This window comes from Kribbella steppae (assembly GCF_004342025.1).
GTDB lineage: Bacteria > Actinomycetota > Actinomycetes > Propionibacteriales > Kribbellaceae > Kribbella > Kribbella steppae.
Window position 1 is genome coordinate 341,471 of record NZ_SLWN01000001.1, and the last position, 17,773, is coordinate 359,243.

General features: G+C 68.2%; 18 protein-coding genes. 5 read left to right on the forward strand and 13 right to left on the reverse strand.

The window, feature by feature from the left end; translation table 11 throughout:
- Positions 1–122 precede the first annotated feature (122 nt).
- Together EV652_RS01525 and EV652_RS01530 are read left to right on the forward strand one after the other, a co-directional pair.
- Entirely contained in the window at positions 123–1,181 is a 1,059-nt protein-coding gene (locus EV652_RS01525) for an LLM class flavin-dependent oxidoreductase (RefSeq protein WP_132207123.1), read from the forward strand.
- 195 nt (positions 1,182–1,376) lie between these two features.
- Positions 1,377–2,363, forward strand: a complete 987-nt coding sequence (locus EV652_RS01530; protein WP_132207124.1) for an N-acetylmuramoyl-L-alanine amidase — start codon at positions 1,377–1,379, stop codon at positions 2,361–2,363.
- Between the two features lie 12 nt (positions 2,364–2,375).
- On the opposite strand, the gene EV652_RS01535 is transcribed toward EV652_RS01530, so the two are convergent.
- Complete coding sequence (locus EV652_RS01535; protein WP_132207125.1) at positions 2,376–3,281, reverse strand: glycoside hydrolase family protein; 906 nt, start codon at positions 3,279–3,281, stop codon at positions 2,376–2,378.
- Positions 3,282–3,321: 40 nt separating this feature from the next.
- Between EV652_RS01535 and EV652_RS01540 the strand changes: the two genes are divergently transcribed.
- Complete coding sequence (locus EV652_RS01540) at positions 3,322–3,627, forward strand: nucleoside triphosphate pyrophosphohydrolase family protein (RefSeq protein ID WP_199237951.1); 306 nt, start codon at positions 3,322–3,324, stop codon at positions 3,625–3,627.
- Here the strand turns inward: EV652_RS01540 and EV652_RS01545 are convergent.
- The 4 genes from EV652_RS01545 to EV652_RS01560 all read right to left on the reverse strand — a co-directional run bounded on the left by EV652_RS01545 (position 3,624) and on the right by EV652_RS01560 (position 6,938).
- Positions 3,624–3,902 carry a hypothetical protein gene (locus EV652_RS01545; protein ID WP_132207126.1) on the reverse strand — a complete coding sequence of 93 codons (279 nt, stop codon included), beginning with the start codon at positions 3,900–3,902 and terminating at the stop codon, positions 3,624–3,626. The genes EV652_RS01540 and EV652_RS01545 overlap by 4 nt on opposite strands.
- A 51-nt stretch (positions 3,903–3,953) precedes the next feature.
- Positions 3,954–5,507, reverse strand: coding sequence for a DUF6297 family protein (locus EV652_RS01550; protein ID WP_132207127.1), 1,554 nt, complete (start codon positions 5,505–5,507; stop codon positions 3,954–3,956).
- 151 nt (positions 5,508–5,658) lie between these two features.
- Positions 5,659–6,300 carry a heme ABC exporter ATP-binding protein CcmA gene (gene ccmA / locus EV652_RS01555; RefSeq protein ID WP_132207128.1) on the reverse strand — a complete coding sequence of 214 codons (642 nt, stop codon included), beginning with the start codon at positions 6,298–6,300 and terminating at the stop codon, positions 5,659–5,661.
- Positions 6,297–6,938, reverse strand: a complete 642-nt coding sequence (locus tag EV652_RS01560) for an O-methyltransferase (RefSeq protein ID WP_132207129.1) — start codon at positions 6,936–6,938, stop codon at positions 6,297–6,299. Before EV652_RS01560 ends, ccmA begins: the two co-directional genes overlap by 4 nt.
- A 92-nt stretch (positions 6,939–7,030) precedes the next feature.
- On the opposite strand from EV652_RS01560, the gene EV652_RS01565 reads away from it, so the two are divergent.
- The gene (locus EV652_RS01565; protein ID WP_132207130.1) at positions 7,031–8,011 is read left to right on the forward strand and encodes a carbohydrate kinase family protein; all 981 of its coding nucleotides are present in this window, start codon (positions 7,031–7,033) and stop codon (positions 8,009–8,011) included.
- A gap of 97 nt (positions 8,012–8,108) precedes the next feature.
- On the opposite strand, the gene EV652_RS01570 is transcribed toward EV652_RS01565, so the two are convergent.
- From EV652_RS01570 to EV652_RS01605, 8 genes are all read right to left on the reverse strand, one after another.
- The gene (locus tag EV652_RS01570; RefSeq protein ID WP_132207131.1) at positions 8,109–8,795 is read right to left on the reverse strand and encodes a GntR family transcriptional regulator; all 687 of its coding nucleotides are present in this window, start codon (positions 8,793–8,795) and stop codon (positions 8,109–8,111) included.
- A 60-nt stretch (positions 8,796–8,855) separates the two neighbouring features.
- Positions 8,856–10,136: an alpha/beta fold hydrolase gene (locus tag EV652_RS01575; RefSeq protein ID WP_132207132.1), complete on the reverse strand. Its 1,281-nt coding sequence runs from the start codon at positions 10,134–10,136 to the stop codon at positions 8,856–8,858.
- The gene (locus tag EV652_RS01580) at positions 10,133–10,957 is read right to left on the reverse strand and encodes an ABC transporter ATP-binding protein (RefSeq protein ID WP_132207133.1); all 825 of its coding nucleotides are present in this window, start codon (positions 10,955–10,957) and stop codon (positions 10,133–10,135) included. The genes EV652_RS01575 and EV652_RS01580 overlap by 4 nt, the downstream gene beginning before the upstream one ends.
- Complete coding sequence (locus tag EV652_RS01585; RefSeq protein ID WP_132207134.1) at positions 10,954–11,772, reverse strand: ABC transporter ATP-binding protein; 819 nt, start codon at positions 11,770–11,772, stop codon at positions 10,954–10,956. Before EV652_RS01585 ends, EV652_RS01580 begins: the two co-directional genes overlap by 4 nt.
- A complete protein-coding gene (locus tag EV652_RS01590; RefSeq protein ID WP_132207135.1) occupies positions 11,769–12,752 on the reverse strand; it encodes an ABC transporter permease in 984 nt (327 codons plus the stop codon). Before EV652_RS01590 ends, EV652_RS01585 begins: the two co-directional genes overlap by 4 nt.
- A gap of 118 nt (positions 12,753–12,870) precedes the next feature.
- Positions 12,871–13,827, reverse strand: a complete 957-nt coding sequence (locus tag EV652_RS01595; protein WP_132207136.1) for an ABC transporter permease — start codon at positions 13,825–13,827, stop codon at positions 12,871–12,873.
- A gap of 3 nt (positions 13,828–13,830) precedes the next feature.
- Positions 13,831–15,534 (reverse strand): ABC transporter substrate-binding protein, encoded by a 1,704-nt coding sequence (locus EV652_RS01600; RefSeq protein WP_132207137.1) that lies wholly within the window; start codon positions 15,532–15,534, stop codon positions 13,831–13,833.
- Positions 15,535–15,558: 24 nt separating this feature from the next.
- Positions 15,559–17,442: a glycoside hydrolase family 127 protein gene (locus EV652_RS01605; RefSeq protein WP_132207138.1), complete on the reverse strand. Its 1,884-nt coding sequence runs from the start codon at positions 17,440–17,442 to the stop codon at positions 15,559–15,561.
- A 143-nt stretch (positions 17,443–17,585) separates the two neighbouring features.
- On the opposite strand from EV652_RS01605, the gene EV652_RS01610 reads away from it, so the two are divergent.
- Entirely contained in the window at positions 17,586–17,765 is a 180-nt protein-coding gene (locus EV652_RS01610) for a hypothetical protein (protein ID WP_132207139.1), read from the forward strand.
- Positions 17,766–17,773 lie beyond the last annotated feature (8 nt).

Genomic DNA, 17,773 nt, shown 5'->3' on the forward strand with positions numbered 1-17,773 from the left:
AGGTCTCGCTGGAGTATCGTGGTCGCCCCGGACAACGATGTCAATGGCGTGGCCCGGGTGTGCTTGACCAGCGGGCGAGACAGCTCAAAGTCGACTATCCGAGTGCACTTAGACTGTTTTGCATGACTTTCCTCTGGTACATCCCGAATCAGGTCGATCCCGGGCATCGCGGGGATGACGCCGTACGAGGGCACAACAGTCTGGAGCGGTTGACCGAGCTGGCTCGGCTGACCGAGGACCACGGGTGGGGTGGGGCGCTGCTCGGGACCGGGTGGGGGCGGCCTGACACGTTCACGGTCGCGACCGCGCTGGCTGCGCAGACGACGACCTTTCAGCCGTTGATCGCGATCCGGCCTGGCTACTGGCGGCCGGCGCACTTCGCGTCGGCAGCGAGCACGCTCGACCAGCTGACGGGCGGTCGGGTGCTGGTGAACATCGTGTCCGGGCAGGACAACTTGGCGGCGTACGGCGACAGTGAGGGCGACCAGCCGCAGCGGTACGCACGGACCAAGGAGTTCCTCCAACTGGTACGGCGGTTGTGGACCGAGGAGGACGTGACCTACGAGGGCGAGTACTTCTCGGTCACCGGATCCACGGTGGCGACGCGTCCCGTCGTACGCGAGGGAAGGCTTCACCCGCGGCTGTACTTCGGTGGCGCGTCCGACGCCGCTCAGCGGGTCGCCGCGACCGAGGCGGATGTGCAGCTGTTCTGGGGTGAGCCGCTGGACGGAATCGCCGAGCGCATCAGCACGCTGCGGCAACTGGAGGCCGAGCTGGGGCGTGAGCACGCGCCACTCGAGTTCGGGCTGCGCATCACCACGCTCGTCCGTGACACCACCGAGGAGGCCTGGGCGGACGCGGAGGCGAAGGTCGCGAAGATGGCCGAGGCTCACGGCTCCCGTGATCGCCGCTGGTTCAAGGCGGTCGGCCAGCAACGGCTGCTGGACCTGGCCGAGCGGGGCGAGGTCCTCGACGACAACCTCTACACCGCGCCCGGCAAGTACGGCGGCGGAGGCGCCGGTACGACGTGGCTTGTCGGCTCGGCCGACGACGTCGCGAAGTCGCTGCGCAAGTACCAGGACCTCGGCATCACCCACTTCGTCCTGTCCGACACGCCGTACCGCGAAGAGATCGTCCGCATCGGCGACCAGCTCCTCCCGCTGCTCACGAACGGGTCCTGACCAAACGCCGTGCCCTGACGACACGGACCTGACACCACGGGTGCCGTCCGGCCGATAGTGTGCTGCCTCTTGGGACGAAACTCGCCCGCCCGGTGCGTCCTTTTCCCTTGACGATCGCATGCCGATTGTGATCGGTTGATTACCGAGCGCCAGCGCTGGGTAAGCGGTGTTCGTGAGGCATGTGAGGAGCACGTGATGGTCACATATTTGCCGCGGTCCGCCTGGAACGCGCGGCCACCGAACGGCGGGCCGGGCAACCTGACGGTCTCCCGGGTCCAGGGTGCGGTGATCCACTGGCCAGGGACCGGATCGACAAGTGTCATCCACAGCAAGGCGGCGGTCGCGTCGGCGTTGCGCGGCTGGCAGAACTTCCACATGGACGACCGGGGCTGGTCCGACATCGCCTACCAGATCGCGGTCGACCAGGCCGGCCGGGCCTGGACACTGCGCGGGTTGCGGACCCAGTCCGGTGCCAATGGCAACAATGATCTCAACGAGCGGTACGGCGCGATCCTGCTGGTGCTCGTCACCGGCGAGCAGCCGACCGCCGCGATGAAGGCGACCACCCGCGGGGTGATCGCCGACTTCCGCAGATTCTTCCCCCGCGGTACGGCGATCCGGCCGCACTCCGCGGTCCGGCCGGACGGTACCGACTGTCCCGGCCCGGCCGCCCGGGCCGCGATCGCCCGCGGCGACTTCACCCCAACTTCGTCGGAGGACGACATGACCCCCGCCCAGATGCAGGAACTGAAGAACTTCATCGAGGCCCGCAGCCAGGCCTACGCCCTCTGGGTGCACCGGCAACTGCGCACGGACCTGTCCGCGGTGGTGAAGGCGTACGCGCTCGACATCAAGAACTACGAGCGCCAGACCGACGCCGCCGACGCCCAGCGCGCCGCGGCCGCGGTCTGGGCGACGGCACCCGACAACTTCCCGACGAACACCGAGCCGAAGCCTGCCCCGGACCCCGGGCCGGAGCCCGACCCCAGCGCGGAGCCCTACCTCCTGCTCCCGGAACCGGAGGAGCTGCCGACCGTCGACACGACGCCGGACGCCTCCCTTGCCGACGGGAGCGCGCCGGCTGCCGACGGGAGCGCGCCGGCGGCAAGCGCGGACCCCGAGCCGGCTGGTCAGCCGGAGTCGGGTTCGGACCCGGAGCCCAACCCCAGCCCGCAGCAGTAACAGCAGCGCCCTTCAGCGTCCTGCGGCTTTGAGCACCCGCAGGGCGTTGAGGGTGATCATCTCGTTCGGCCCAGTGCGCCCCCAGTCGACGACTTCCGGCGTACGGTCGGCACCCGGCCGACTCCACCACTGCTGCCCCGCGTGCCAGCGACCATCCGGTTGCTGCTGCCGCTCCAACTCGTCCAGCGCGTCACCAGCTCGCTCGTCCTGCACCAGTCCGAGCCGCGACAACACCAGCAGCGCCTGCAGGATGTCGTAGTGCCAGTACGGCGGATAGCTCGGCCGCAGCCACCTCTTGTTGATGGCCTCGCCGGTCGACAGGCTGCGGAACACCCGGTGCTCCAGGAACAACTCCCCAGCCCGTACGGCGGCATCACGCGCAGCGGTGTCACCTGTCGCGCGGTGGTACTCGTGCAGCCCCCAGGCAGCCGCATGCGTCTCGTGGAACGAGGACCGCCGGCCAGACGCGTTGCGGTCGCAGTTCCAGCCGCCATCGGGCCACTGCCACTCCAGCAGCCCCTCGGCCAACTGCTGTACGCGCGGATCATCCGCCATCCCCAGCCGACTGCACGCCCCGAGCGTGTTGCCCTCGATCGACCCACACCGCCGTACCAGTCCGTCGACGACGCTCACGCCGTACCGCAGGGACCGCATCACCTCGGCCAGGTCGTACTCCGCAGCCGCCACCGCCCGCGGCTCGCCCGCGGGCACCTCCAACTCCACCAACGACACAATCCGCCAGTGCGCCCCGGTCCACTTCTTGTAGGCCCGCTTGTCCCCGCACGCACCATCAAGCAGGGCCCGCACCTTAGGCCCACTCAGCACATCCTCGCCGTGCGGCCGCCCAACCAGATCCCGCCGAGCCATCCCCCGCACCGCCGGCTCCCCCGACCCCAACAACCACGCCACCCCATCCACCCGCCCATTCTGTGTCGGCGGGGGCTGGTTGGGTAGGTGGGTGGATATCAGTGAGCTGTCGGAGCGGTTGGAGAAGTTGTCGGTGCGGTACGGCGAGTTTCTCGGCTTCGAGCGGGATCCGGACTGGTTCCTGCTCAAGTTGCAGGAGGAGATGGGTGAGCTGACCCAGGCGTACCTCCAGCACACTGGCCGCGCTCGCGCCAAGGGACTCAGCCCGGCACAGATCCGCGACACGTTCCACCAGGAGTTCGCCGACGTCTTCTGCCAACTCCTCCTACTCGCCCGCCAGCACGACGTCGACCTGCCCGGCGAAATCGACAAGAAATGGCTCGCCCACGAGATCTAGCTGTTGCCTGAGGCAACCGGCTGGGCGCCGGCCGGGGCACTCCGGACAGCGCTGGATCGTCCTGGGCGGGCGGTCATGGCCAGCACGACGAGAATGCCGATCGTGATCAGGTTGGCGACCAGTAGGCTCACCCACAGCGGGTTGAAGAGAACGTAGTCGCTGACCAGCGCGGCGGCGTAGCCGAGTGGCCAGGCCAGCGTGCCGGCCAACTTCTGGCCTCGGGTCCAGCGGTCGGAGGTCCACAACAGCCAGACGCCGGCCAGCCAGCCGATCACCAGGACGAACGGCCCGATCAGCAGCAGCAGGAGGGGCGTGTCAGCAGGTTCTCAGTCGGATTTCGGTCGGATGGAGAACATCACGGCCAGGACGAAGGCCGGGATCGCCAGCACCCAGGTGGAGCTGAGGCCGAGGAGGACCGGGGCCAGGCAGAGCAGCAGCAGATCGAAGCCGCGGATGGGCTGGGAGAACATGCCGGGTGGGATGGCGCCCATCGGGGAGGCGACCAGAGGCCCTGAGTACGACGGCGGTCGCGCTGAGGCCTGGCGTACGGCGCCAGCGATGATGCCGGCGGCAACGGCGAAGGTGGTCGCGCCGTCGCCCAGGGCAGGGAAGGCGAGCAAGGCCCACAAAAGGGTGAAGCCCGCGGGGACGACCGCCATGATGACCCGGAGTTCGCGAAGATCCATGCCGAGGGCCCGGACCAGCCCGGTGGACCGGCAGACCGACCTCAGCCCATCCATCAGCGGGCGGATGGCGACGAAGCCGGCGAACCCGGCCGCGACCGGGACGAGGACCTGGACGCCCGTGCCCGCAACGGCATACGGGACGACCAGCAACGCACACCCGATGATCAGCCGTCGAGGCCACCGCAGGATCCGCAGGAACTCCCGGTAGACAACTGCCCCACCGTGGGACCCGCGACCCCGCCGCGACCGGACGCGCCCCTTCAACCGCCAGTGCCGACCGGCGACGACGTCGGCCAGCATGCTGATGTCCAGGCTGCTGGCCGCACCCGCCAGCCCGGCCAGGAGCTCTCCCCCGGCGATCACAGTGGTTCGGGTCAGATTGGCGAGGGTCCGCGCGGTGACGATCACCAACGCCAGGACCACGACCAGACAGACCACGCCCACCACCAGGAACCGCGCGGTCTCAGCTGTCAGCCAGGAATCGACGGACCGGACGTCCTCGAAGGTGAGGATCACGTTCGCGGTCTGCTGCACGTCGTTGGAGTCACGCTGGGTCGCGAGCCAGACCGCGGGGATCGCGGCGGCGACCAGCAGGACATCGGCGACGCGCAGCGTCCACTTGGCGCGCACCGCGGACTGCTGCGCCCAGACCGTCACACACGCGGCACCGACCAGCAGCGAAGCCGTCAGCACCGAGGCTTCCCCGATCGACCGCAACTGTGCGCCGAGCAGTGCCCAGGAGATCACCGAGGCCAGCGCGCCGGCCACGGCCACGCTCCCGATCATCCACCAGTACGCCGGCCGCAGCAGGGCCGTCCGGTTGACCGGAGTGGCGAGCAACCAGAAGCCTGCTGCTCGCGACGCCGACACGGGTCCGACGCTCAGCAGCACCCGCAACGTCGTTGCTACCAGCAATGGCACGAGGATCCAGGGCAGGTAGTAGGCCAGATCCAGGCAGGCCCGCGACGTACAGTGCGCCGCGTTCTCGTTCAGGTGCCGGACGACGTTACCGCCGGTCGCGCCGACCATCGCGAGCGTGAAGATGACCAGGTAGACGTTCTCGAAGACCTGCCAGAACGAGCGGTCCGCGTGCCTGCGCCGGGTCGTGCGCATCCAGGCCCGCACCGATCGCGACGCCGGGATCGCACCGAAGTCAGCCGGATCGAAGACGACCGGCCCCTCAGCAGAGGTCATCGGGCCTCCCGGCCTGGACCGAGGAGCCCGGTCATGGGGCCCCCGGCCTGGACCGAGGAGCGCAGGGAGCGAAGCGACCGGAGTGACGAGGGAAGGCCGGGAGCTAGGCCCCATGACCACGCCGGCGCCGAAGGCCCGGCCAAAAGCACCGTCATGGGAGCGGTGTCAGGGTGACGACGGAGTCGGCGACGGCTTCGACCAGGGCCGGGTCGTGGCTGGCGAAGAGGATCGCCGTACCGGACTGCTTCTCCGCGATCAGGCGATCCGACAACCACTGCACGCCGTCGGTGTCCAGCCGCGCCTCGGGCTCGTCCAGCACCATCAGCGTGCGCGGGCGGACCAGCGCCGTCGCCAACGCGAGGCGACGGCGCTGACCCGAGGACAGCGATCCCGGCAGCTGATCGGCGGCCGGCAGCAGCCCGATGTCGTCGAGGAGGGTGTCGACCAGGTCCTCCGGCTCCGGGTTGCCGTGGGCGCGGGCGAGCAGGTCCAGGTGCTCGGCCGCGGTCAGGTCCGGGAAGAAGTCGAGGTCGTCGAGCAGCGTGGCGACGTCGCGTCGTACCGTCTCGGCGCGCTCGTCGATCGGCTGGCCGTCGAGCAGGATCTTGCCCGCTGCCGGTTCGGCCGAGCCGACGATGCATTTCAGCACGGTCGTCTTGCCGGCGCCGTTCGGCCCGACCAGGGCGATCGCCTGACCAGCGGCCAGGGTGAACGTCAGACCCTCGATGACCGGGCGGTCGCCGTACTTGTGCTGCAACTCCTTCACGCTCAACCGAGCCGCGGCCTTGCTCACTTCTTGCGGACCAGGGTGAGCCCGTCGCCGATGCCGAGGATGACCACGTCGACCCGGTCGTCCTTGGCGATGTGCGCGTTGAACTCCTTGCGGTCGACGGGGTCGTGTGAGTGCTGGCCGACGACCCGGCCGGCGGCCAGCGTGTTGTCGAACAGCATCAGCCCGTTCGGCCGGATCAGCGGCACCAGGCGCTCGAAGTAGTCGATGTACCCCGGCTTGTCCGCGTCCACGAAGGCCAGGTCGAACGACCCGTCCAGCTCGGCCGCGAGTGCGTGCCCGTCGCCGATCCGTACCTCGATCCGCTCGGCGACACCGGCCCGCTCCCAGTACTTGCGGCCGATCGAGGTCCACTCCTCGCTCGCGTCCAGGCAGATCAGCTGCCCGTCGTCCGGCAGCCCGCGCGAGATCGCCAGCGCGGAGAACCCGGTGAAGGTGCCGATCTCGACCGCCCGGCGGGCCGAGATCAGCCGGGTCAGCGTGGTCAGCAGTGCCGCCTGGTCGGCGGTGGTGAGCATCACGGACACCTCGCCGAGCTGCCCGGTCTCGGCCACCAGGTCGGCTGCGATCTCGTCCAGCGGCATCCCGTGCGCGACCATGTAGTCGTGTAATTCGTCGGTCACCAGCACCTGATTACCCATCGAATCCTGCCTTCGGTGTATTAGATCGGTCGCCTGTAGTCTCTATGGGTTGCCCAAACGCCGCGCACCCACCCCACTGAGGAGCACCCCGCATGCGCATCGCCGTCGCCGGTTCGATCGCGACCGACATCCTGATGACGTTCCCGGGCAGGTTCAAGGACCAGTTCCTCGAGGAACAGATGCACAAGGTCTCCCTGTCCTTCCTGGTCGACGAGCTGGTCGTCCACCGCGGTGGCGTCGGCGCGAACATCTGCTACGGAATGGCCCAGCTCGGCCAGCCGTCGCTGCTGGTCGGCTCGGTCGGCGCCGACTTCGCCGAGTACGGCGCCGCCCTCACCGAAGCCGGCGTGGACGTGTCCCATGTGCGCGTGTGCGAGAACGTCCACACGGCCCGGTTCACCTGTACGACGGACCTGGACGCGAACCAGATCGCCTCGTTCTACACCGGTGCGATGGCCGAGGCGCGGGAGCTCGACCTCGGGGCGATCCATGCCGCGACCGGCGGGATCGACCTGGTCCTGATCGGCGCGGACGACCCGGAGGGCATGCTCAAGCACACCGAGCTGGCCAAGGCGAACGGGATCGCGGTGGCCGCGGACCCGTCGCAGCAGCTGGCCCGGATGGAGTGCGACGACATCAAGCGGCTCATCGACGGGGCGCAGTACCTGTTCAGCAACGAGTACGAAGCCGGCCTGATGGTGCAGAAGACCGGCTGGAGCCACGAGGAGATCCTGGCGCGCGTCGGCGTACGCGTCAGCACCCACGGCGGCGACGGTGTCGTGATCGAGAACGCCGGCGGCATCCTGGCCAAGGTCCCGGCCGTCCCGGCTCCGGGCCTGGTCGACCCCACCGGCGGCGGTGACGCCTTCCGGGCCGGCTACCTCACCGGCCGCGCGGCGGGCCTCGACCACGAAGCCGCCGCCCAGATCGGCTGCACCCTGGCCACCACAGTCCTCGAAACCGTCGGCACCCAGGAGTACACCCTCGACCGCCCCACCTTCCTGAAGCGCCTCGCCGCCGCCTACGGCTCCCCCGCCGCCACCACCGCCGCCGAAGCCCTCCACCTCAACTGAGCCCCGACCGCCGGGGCTTGAACACCTTCTGGTGGGCTGGCACAGGAAATAACCTGTCCGAGCCAGCCATTTCCTGTTCAAGCCTCGGCGACTGTCTCTAGCCTTCGGGGTTGCTGGCCCACAGACCGCGGACATGGCCGATGTGCCGGCGCATCGACTGCTCGGCTCCCTCGGCGTCGCGGGCCTCGACCAGGTCCATCAGCTCGTGGTGCTCGGCGGCGGACTGCACCAACCGGCCGCTCTCGACCAGCGGGGTGAGGCCGAGCAGGCGCGTCTGGGAGCGGAGGTCGGAGACGACGTCGACCAGCTTCTGGTTACCGGAGTACGCCAGCAGGGTCACGTGGAAGACCCGGTCCGCCTCGATGTAGGCGATCAGGTCCCCCGCCTCAGCCGCCACCACGATCTCCTCGGCCAGCGCCCGCAACCGGGGGAAGTCCTCCGCCGGAACCACCGGTACGACGTCCCGGATCGTCGGCGGCTCGATCAGCTGTCGCAGCGACGCCAGGTTGTCCAGGTCGTCGTCGGACATCTCCGTGACCCGGAAGCCCTTGTTCCGCAGCGAGATCACCAGGCCCTCGCGGACCAGGTCCAGCATCGCCTCGCGCACCGGCGTCGCGGACACCCCGAACCGCGCGCCGAGCATCGGCGCCGAGTACACCTCCCCCGGCACCAGCTCGCCGGAGATCACCGCAGCGCGCAGCGCGTTGGCCACGCTGTCGCGCAGGTTCTCCCGCTGTTTCAGCCGCCGCACACTCGGCAACGGCCCGATCGAATCGGCCGACATCCGATCACCTCCCCGCATCGTCCGGCCCCATTGTGGGGCACTCATCTGGGATCAGACCGCTCAACCCGCCCGTACGCCGCCACCCACCGACCGGACCAGCTCGGTCAGACGGTTGAACACCCGCTCCGACGAGAGCCCGTCATGCTCGTACTCGTTCGTCACCCAGGCCTGCATGTTCCCCACCCGCGCTGCGGTGTCGAGTTGCAGCCCGGAGTCGACGTACATGTCGTCGTAGTACACCGCCGCAGCGACCGGTACGTCGTTCGCCGCCAGCCTGTCCAGGTCGTACAACGACGACCACTGCCCGCGCGCAGCCAACGCCTCGACCGCAGCCTGGAAAGGTCGCAACACCCGGATCTCCGCGAACATCCAGGGGTACATCATCTCGCCGGTGAACTGCAGCGGCCGCGCGTCCTCCGCGAACTCCGGATGCAGCCCCCGCTCCGCCTCGGCCGCCCAGCTCGTGGCACCGGCGCCGGACCCGTAGATGCTCTCCTGCAATGCCGCGAACAACGGCCCGCCGCTGTAGGACGACCGGTCCATCACCTGACTCAGGAACGTGTCCGACAGCTCGTCACCGTCGAACGCCTCGTCCACCAACCAGTGCATCCGCTCGTACCCGGGCTTCATCCCGAAGTCGATCCCGAGCGACTGGAAACGCCGTACCGTCAGCCGATCACCGTCCGGCAGCCGTACGTCGTCCGCCGCGAGCCGATCCGCGATCGCGCCGATCCGCTTCACGTTGTGCGGATAGCGCCGGTAGAACTCGCGGTTCTTCGCGGCCACCCGGGGATACGTCCGCCGGTAGACCTCGGCCGCCGACGGATCGATCGAGGCCAGCCCGCCGGTGACGTAGCAAGCCGTCAAACCCGAGGGCGCCTGCGAGAGATAGGTCAGCGTGAGGAATCCGCCGTAGCTCTGGCCGAGTGTCGACCACTTGTTGCTGCCGAAGACCGTCGTACGCAGGTGCTCGGCGTCGCGCACGATCGAGTCCGCCCGGAAGCAGGCCAGGTAGTCGGCGCCCTCCTCGGCGGTGGCGAACGACGCCATCCGCCGCCCGGAGATCGGCGTACTGCGACCTGTGCCCCGTTGGTCGAACAGGATCACCCGATAAGTCTTCAGCGCCTGCCCGATCCACCCTGACGGCTCGGTCGGCCGCGGCGACTTGCCGCCCGGCCCGCCCTGCAGGAACAGCAGCAGCGGCAGGTCCTCGTCCTGCCGGACCGGGTCGACGAGCTCCCGCGCGAAGACCGTGATCGTCTCCGAAGGGTTCGACCAGTCGAGCGGCACCTCGACCGTGTGCTCCCGGACGTGCATCCCCGGGATCGTGTAGCTGATCATCGAGCCTCCCTAGCCCGACGCCGCCGGTCCCACTCCGGATTGATCCGGGGTACGGCGGCCAGCAACGTCTTCGTGTAGTCGTCGCGGGGTTCGCCGAACACCTGGTCGCGTGACCCCAGCTCCACGATTCTGCCCTTGTTCATCACCGCGACCCGCTGCGAGATCTGCCGTACGACGGCCAGGTCGTGCGCGATGAAGATGTAGCTGAACCCGCTCTCCCGCTGCAGCCGCATCAGCAGCTGAAGCACCTGGGCCTGGATCGACACGTCGAGGGCGGACACCGCCTCGTCGCAGATCACCAGCTTCGGGTTCACCGCGAGTGCCCGGGCGATCCCGATCCGCTGCGCCTGACCACCGGAGAACTGGGCCGGGTACCGCTGGCAGTGGTCCGGGTTCAGCCCGACCCGCTCCATCAGCTCCTGCGCGAACGCGCGCCGGCCGCCCGCAGGCGCGATCCCTTGGTAGGTCAGCGGCGCGGTGATGATCCGCTCAACCGTGTACCGCGGGTTCAGCGACGAGAACGGATCCTGGAACACCACCTGCACGTCGTTCCGGAACCGGGCCAGCTCCTTGCCACTCGCCCGCGTCACGTCCTGCCCGTCGAACTCGACCGTCCCGCTGGTCGGCTCCAGCAACCGGGCCGCGATCCGCGCGGTGGTCGACTTCCCACTGCCCGACTCCCCCACGATCGCCAACGTCTCGCCCAGCTCGACATCGAAGCTGACGTTGTCCACCGCGGTGAACGCCGACTTGCGGGCCGCCAAACCTTCGCCCCGACTGACGAACTGCTTGGTCAGCTCACGAACCTTGAGCAACGTCATACGGCCCTACTTTCGGCTGGCACCGCGTCATCGATCCTCGGTACGGCGTCCAGCAGCGTCCGCGTGTAGTCGTGCTGCGGATTCGAGAACACCTGCTCGGCCGTGCCGTACTCGACCGCGTCGCCTTCGCACATCACCAGCACCCGCTGGGCGATCGAGCTGATCACGGCCAGGTCGTGGGTGATGAAGATCATCCCGGTGCCGGTGGTCGACTGCAGCTCGGCCAGCAGCTCCAGGATCTGCGCCTGCACGGTGACGTCGAGTGCGGTCGTCGGCTCGTCCGCGATCAGCAGCGACGGCGAGCAGCACAACGCCATCGCGATCATGATTCGTTGCCGTTGGCCACCGGAGAACTGGTGCGGATAATGGTCGATCCGCCGGGCCGGATCGGGAATGCTGACCCGTTCCAGCGCCTCGATCGCCACCCGCCGGGCCGCCCGGCGCGAACCACCGCGATGCGCCCGGTACATCTCCTCGATCTGCAGCCCCACCGTGTAGTAAGGATTCAGGGACGACAATGGATCCTGGAACACCATCGAGATCAGGTTGCCGCGCACCGACTGCAGTTCCCGGTCGGACTGCCCGAGCAACTCCGTGCCGTCCAGCCGGATGCTCCCCGTGGTCCGCGCGCCCCGAGGGAGCAACCCGAGTACGGCGAGCGCCGTCATCGACTTGCCCGACCCGGACTCGCCCACGATGCCGAGCGTGTCGTCGCGGCCGACCGTGAAGGACACGTTCTTCACCACGTCCACCGGACCACCCCCGGTCGGCAACGTGACAGTCAGGTCCTCCACCACGAACAGGTCATCCTTCATGACGTGGTCACCCTCACTCTCGGGTCGAGGGCGGTGTAGACGAGGTCGACGACGACGTTGCCGATGACAACGAAGAAGGCGGCCAGCAGGGTGACCGCCATGATCACCGGCTGGTCGTTCTTGGCGATCGAGTCGGCTGCCATCTTGCCGATCCCGTTCAGCCCGAACACGGTCTCGGTGATCAGCGCACCGCCGAGCAGGCCGGCGAAGTCCATCCCGAAGATCGTGGTGATCGGGGTCAGGGCCGGCCTGAGTGCGTGCCGCCGCATGATCAGCGGCCGGCTCAGGCCCTTGGCCCGGGCGGTCCGGAAGTAGTTCTCGGACAACGTGTCGATCACGTTGGAACGGGTCAACCGCGCGTACAGACAGGCATAACCGACGGCCAGGACCGTCCACGGCATGATGTACGACTCGAACCACAGCATCGGGTTGTCCGCGAACGCCGGCGCCGACGGGAACGGCAGCACCTGCAGCTTCACCACCAGCACGAACTGGAGCACGAGCGCCAGCACGTAGTTCGGCACACTCACACCGCCGAGCGCGAGCGCCATCGCCGTACGGTCCCACCAGGTGCCCTGTTTGATCGCACTGATCAGACCGCCGATCACGCCGGCCAGCAGCCACAGTACGGCGGCGCCGACGGCGACCGTGATGCTGACCGGGAGCCGCGCGGTGATCATCTTCCAGACCGACTCGTTGGTCTGGAAGCTGTAACCCAGACAGGGCGCCGAGCAATGCACGGACCCGTAGTCGCGGCCGACGAAGATGCCCTGCAGGAACTCCCAGAACTGGGTCAGGATCGGCTGGTTCAGACCCAGCACGTCGCGAATCGAGTCGATGCGCTCCGGCGTACAGGTCTTGCCGCAGATCATCACCGCGGGATCCGGGGACAGCTTGAAGAAGATCAGGTAGGTGAACAGACAGACGGCCAGCAGGATGAACACCACTCCCCCAAGACGACCGAGTACATAGCGGGTCATGGGGCCTCCCGGCCTGGACTGAGGAGCGCAGGGAGCGAAGCGACTGGAGTGACGAGGGAAGGCCGGGAGGCAAGGCCCCATGACCACGCCGGCGCCGAAGGCCCGGCCAAAAGCACAGTCATGCGGCCTCTCCCTGGTCGACGACCGAGCGGATCTTGTCGCCGAGGACGGTCAGCGACAGCACGGTGAGGAACAGGAACACTCCGGGGATCGCGAAGAACATCGGGTCGACCGAGTACCAGCTCACCGAACTCGCGATCATCTGGCCCCAGGACGCGGTTGGCGGTGAGACACCGACGCCGAGGAAGGACAGGCCGGCCTCGGTCCCGATGTAGCCGGGAATGGCCAGTGTCGTCATCACGATGATCGAGCCCCGCAGGTTCGGCAGGATCTCCCGGAACACCACCGCGGAGTCCTTCGCACCGGACGCCTTGGCCGCCTCGACGAACTCACGATTGGCCAGCGTCATCGTCTGACCGCGGATCACCCGGGCCAGGTACGGCCAGCCGAACGCGCTGATCACGATCACCAGCAGCACCGGGCGGTTCCCGGCCGGCAGCGAGGACAGGATCGCGATCATGAAGATCAGCGCCGGGAACGCCATCAGGAAGTCCATCAGCCGCGAGATCACCTGGTCGACCCAACCGCGGTAGAACCCGGCCAGCATGCCGAACACGACCCCGAGGATCCCGGTCAGCAGGGTCGCCGACAGCGAGATCGTGATCGAGACGCGGGCGCCGTACACGATCCGGGCGAACAGGTCGCGACCGTTCTGCGGCTCGACGCCGAACCAGTGGTCCGCGCTGATCCCGCCGAGCGCGCCGTGCGGGACGCCGCCGAGATCTGAGTTGATCGCGGCGGAGTCGAACTCGTACGGCCCCCAGCCGCTGATTTTGGTGATCAGCGGCGCGGCGACCGCCATCAGAAGCACGATCGCCAGGAACAGCACGCAGGCCAGCGCGCCCTTGTCCCGGGTGATGGTGGTGAGGATCCGCCGGCTCGAGGTCGGGGGACCGCCGGCCGGAGCCGGGGTCCCCACCTCCTCGACCTCGAGCAGTACCGGGCTCGCGGTCATCGGCTACTTCCCGGCGTCCGCGAGACCGACCGAGACCAGGTCGATCCCACCGGAGAACCCGTCGTGCAGGTAGGCGCCGGCGATGTTGGTGCCGACCAGCATCAGCACCTTCTCGTACAGCAGCGGGACGACCGGGGCGAGCGCCATGATCTGCTTGTCCAGTTCGCCGTACGCCGCGTTCGCCGCGGTCACGTCGGTCAGCTTGGCGATCTCGTCGATCTTCGCGTTGACGCCCTTGTCGTTCAGCTGGGACAGGTTCGAGTTGCCCTTGGTGGTGATGTTGCGGCCGTCGAACAGCGGCGGCAGGAACGTCGCACCGGACGGCCAGTCCGGGCACCAGCCGGTGATCGCCATGTCCTTCTGCTGTGACGGCGTACCGATCACCTCGTAGTACGTCGAGGTGTCGATCGGGTTGATCTTGACGGTGATCTTCAGCGGCTCCAGCGCCTGCTGGACCGCCACCGACATCGCCTGCATCTTCGGCTGTGTCCGGGTGTCGAGGGTCAGGGTGAAGCCGTTCGCGACGCCGGCCTCGGTGAGCAGCGCCCGGGCCTTCTCGATGTCGCCCTTGTGGTCCGGGCTCGGGTACGGGTCGTAGTCCACCCGGCCGGCCACGGTCGGCGGCTGGATGCTGGTGGCGATGTCGGCCAGCGTCGAACCGCCGACCGCGTCGCGCACGGTCTGCTTGTTCACCGCGAGGTTGATCGCCTGCCGGACCCGGACGTCGTTCAGCGGCTTCTTGGTGATGTTCAGACCCATGTACGTCGTACAGCCGCCGAGACCGGTCATCGTGCGCTGCTTGAGCTGCGGGGTCTGGATCCGGGCCACCGAGGCGGCCTGGACGGTGCCCGCGATCGCGTTGATATCGGTGCCCTGGCCGGCGATCATCCGCTCGTCGATGGTGGCCGGGTCGAGACCGAAGGTCCACTGGAACGCGTCCGGGTTCGCAGTCCGGACCTCATCGGTCTTCTTGTCCCACTTGTCGTTGCGGACCAGCTTGAGCGACGCGCCCGGCTTGTACTCGGCCAGCTTGTACGGACCGGACGAGATCGGCTTGCTGTCCAGTTGGTTGCCCGCGCCCTGGCCCTTCGGCACCGGTACGAAGGTGTTCTGCGCGACCACGCTGCCGAAGTCGGCGTACGGCTTCTTCAGGTGGAAGACGATCGTCTTCGCATCCGGTGTCGCGATCGTCGGCAGGTCACCCGACTTGTACGGCCCCTGGTAGGTCGCCGGCGCGTCGATGATCTGCTTCGCGTACGGCGATCCGATGCCGACCTCGGGGTCCCAGGCCCGGGACACACCCCACTTCACGTCCGCGCTGGTGATCGGCGCACCGTTCTCGAAGAACAGCCCGTCCTTCAGCGTGAAGGTCCAGGTCTTACCGCCCTCGGACGGCTTGCCGGTGTCGGTCGCCAGGTCGGGGACGATCTTGGTGCCGTCGGCACCGGGTGCGGCGCCCTGAGTGGTCAGGGTCCGGTAGATCAGCCGGTAGAAGTTGTTGACACCACCGTCGAAACCCCGGGCGGGGTCGAGGTGGGAGAAGCCCGCGTTCGCGAGCACCTGGAGCGTTCCGCCCTTCGCGGTCTCGCCGCCCGGACCGGCCGACGAGTCGGCGGCACCGGTCGCGCCACCACCCGAGCAGGCGCTGAGCACCAGCACTCCGGACAGCGCGAGCCCCAGTAGTGCTCCGACGCGGGGCACTCGCATGGATCTCTTCATGTGCCTTCTCTTTCAGTTCGCGGCGCGTAGCCACACACGCATGGCCAGGGCCTGACGGTTTCCCCAGAGGAAGTACGGGACGAAGGTCGCCGGCACTTCGCTGATGGCGGTCTGGGCTTCTTGATCAGTGATCACGGGATAAAGCTCGGGAGACGGTGCCGACGCGACACCCGCTGTGAGTTCGAGGACGAGGGCCTCCGGTACGCCGTCCACCACCGACCGCTGATACGCGGTCGCACCGGCCACAGCAGCGGGCGTCAGCAACAGGTCGTCGACCGGTGTCAGCACGTCTTGTTGCTCAACGCAATAGACCAGCGGGCCCCGGGCAACAGCAAGCGCGCCTCGAGTCGCATCCAGGTAGGGATGTGAACCGTGCGCCCTCGGTGCCATCGGCAACGTCAGCCGAACGGAGTCCCCGGCAATGAACCGCCGCCGCACGACCGCCCAGCCGTCGTTCACCACCGCACCGTCGATCTCGGCGCCGGTGCACCACCCAGGGATCCGCAAAGCGATCGCCTGCTCGTCCTCCGGCGCGCTGTCGACGGTGATGGTGATCTCGCCGTCCCACGGGTAGTTGGTCCGGACGGTGACGGCGAGGGTCTCGGTGGTGATGCGTGCATCGGCGTACACACCGACGTACAGCGTGTCGCCCTGCTGCGCCGCGACGTGATCCTGGAGCTCGGACATCCAGCGGACGATGTTCGGCGGGCAGCACGGGCAGCCGAACCACGACCGGCGCAACGGCTCTCCACCGCTCTCGGCGCCCGACCGCTGCTCGTGATCCGGCCGACGCTGCAACGGGTTGTCGTAGAAGAACGCCGTACCGTCGGCCGAAAGCCCAACGGCATAAGCGTTGTAGAGCACGGTCTCGTAGACATCGAGGTACGACGCTTTGCCCGTGGCAAGGAACATCCGCCACGCCCACTGCATCGTCGCGATCGCCGCACACGTCTCCGTGTAGGCGCGCTCCGACGGGAGCTCGTACCGGTCGCCGATCGCCTCGTCGGAGTGCCGGCTGCCCAATCCGCCGGTGAGGTACAGCTTGGTCGCGACCATGTCGTCCCACAGCCGCTCCAGCGCCGCGAGCAGGGTCGGGTCGTCGGTCTCGAGAGAGACATCCGCGGCACCGGCTGCCAGATAAGCCATCCGGACGGCGTGACCCGTGACCGAGGGGAGTTCGCGGAACGGCGCGTTGTCCTGGAAGTACTCGGCCGGGAAGATCGTGTGCTTCAGCTTCCCCTGACCACGACGGTCGACGAACAACTGAGCCTGGGTGAGGTAGTCCGCGGTGCCGGTTTCTCGATACAACTCGACCAGCGCCATCTCGACCTCGGGATGCCCGTCCACGACCTCCTCGCCGTCCTTGCCGAACTTGCGGACGACGAGGTCCGCGAACCGGGTGGCGATTGTCAACAATCGGCGGTCGCCCAGTCGACGATTCGCCGCGACGGCGGCCTGGATCAGGTGACCGAGGTTGTAGAGCTCATGTCCCCAGCCGAGATCGGACCACGGCTGGTTGGGCTGGTCCGGGTCCTGGAAGTACGAGTTCAGGTAGCCGTCCTCGGCCTGCGCCTGCTCGAGAAGTTCGACCACTTCGTCGAAGAACTCCCGCGCTCCGGCCGGCGCGTCGTCCTGGCCGATCTCGTAGGCGAGCCCTTCGAGCGTCTTGTAGAGATCGGTGTCGAGGAACGGGTACCGCCCCCGGTACGCCCCGACCGACGGGTCGGCCAGGCGGCGGAGGTTCTCCAGGTTGCCCGCCTTCCGCAACTCCGCGATCGCATGCGGAACCGTCGCCTCCCGATTCCGCCGCTGCCAGTCCGCCAGCAGCCCGCCCGTCAGCTCCACCTCACCCACAGGCAGCACCACTCCGCGACCAGCCCGCACCGCTCCACTCATCCAAGCACTCCAGTACCGTGTGACATTGCACAGACCCTAAGTGCAATGTCACACCTTGCCAAGAGAAGACGAAAGACGTTTACACGCCGGACACAACTTCCGCCGCGACCCACTGCCCCCTTCGGTGGTCCAAGGTGGTCGGCATGAGCGGACCGCCCCTCGATCTACGCCGCCGCACCCGCCACCCCCGCCGCGGGCCTCTTCCGCGCCACCGCCGCCGCCGCATGACCCTGCCCCTCGTCTGGGTGCTGACCGCCTGGGCCTACCTCGTGGCAGCGCTCTCCTGCTGGCGACCGGCATCTTCGTCGGCGTTCGACGCGTGACCGGGTGA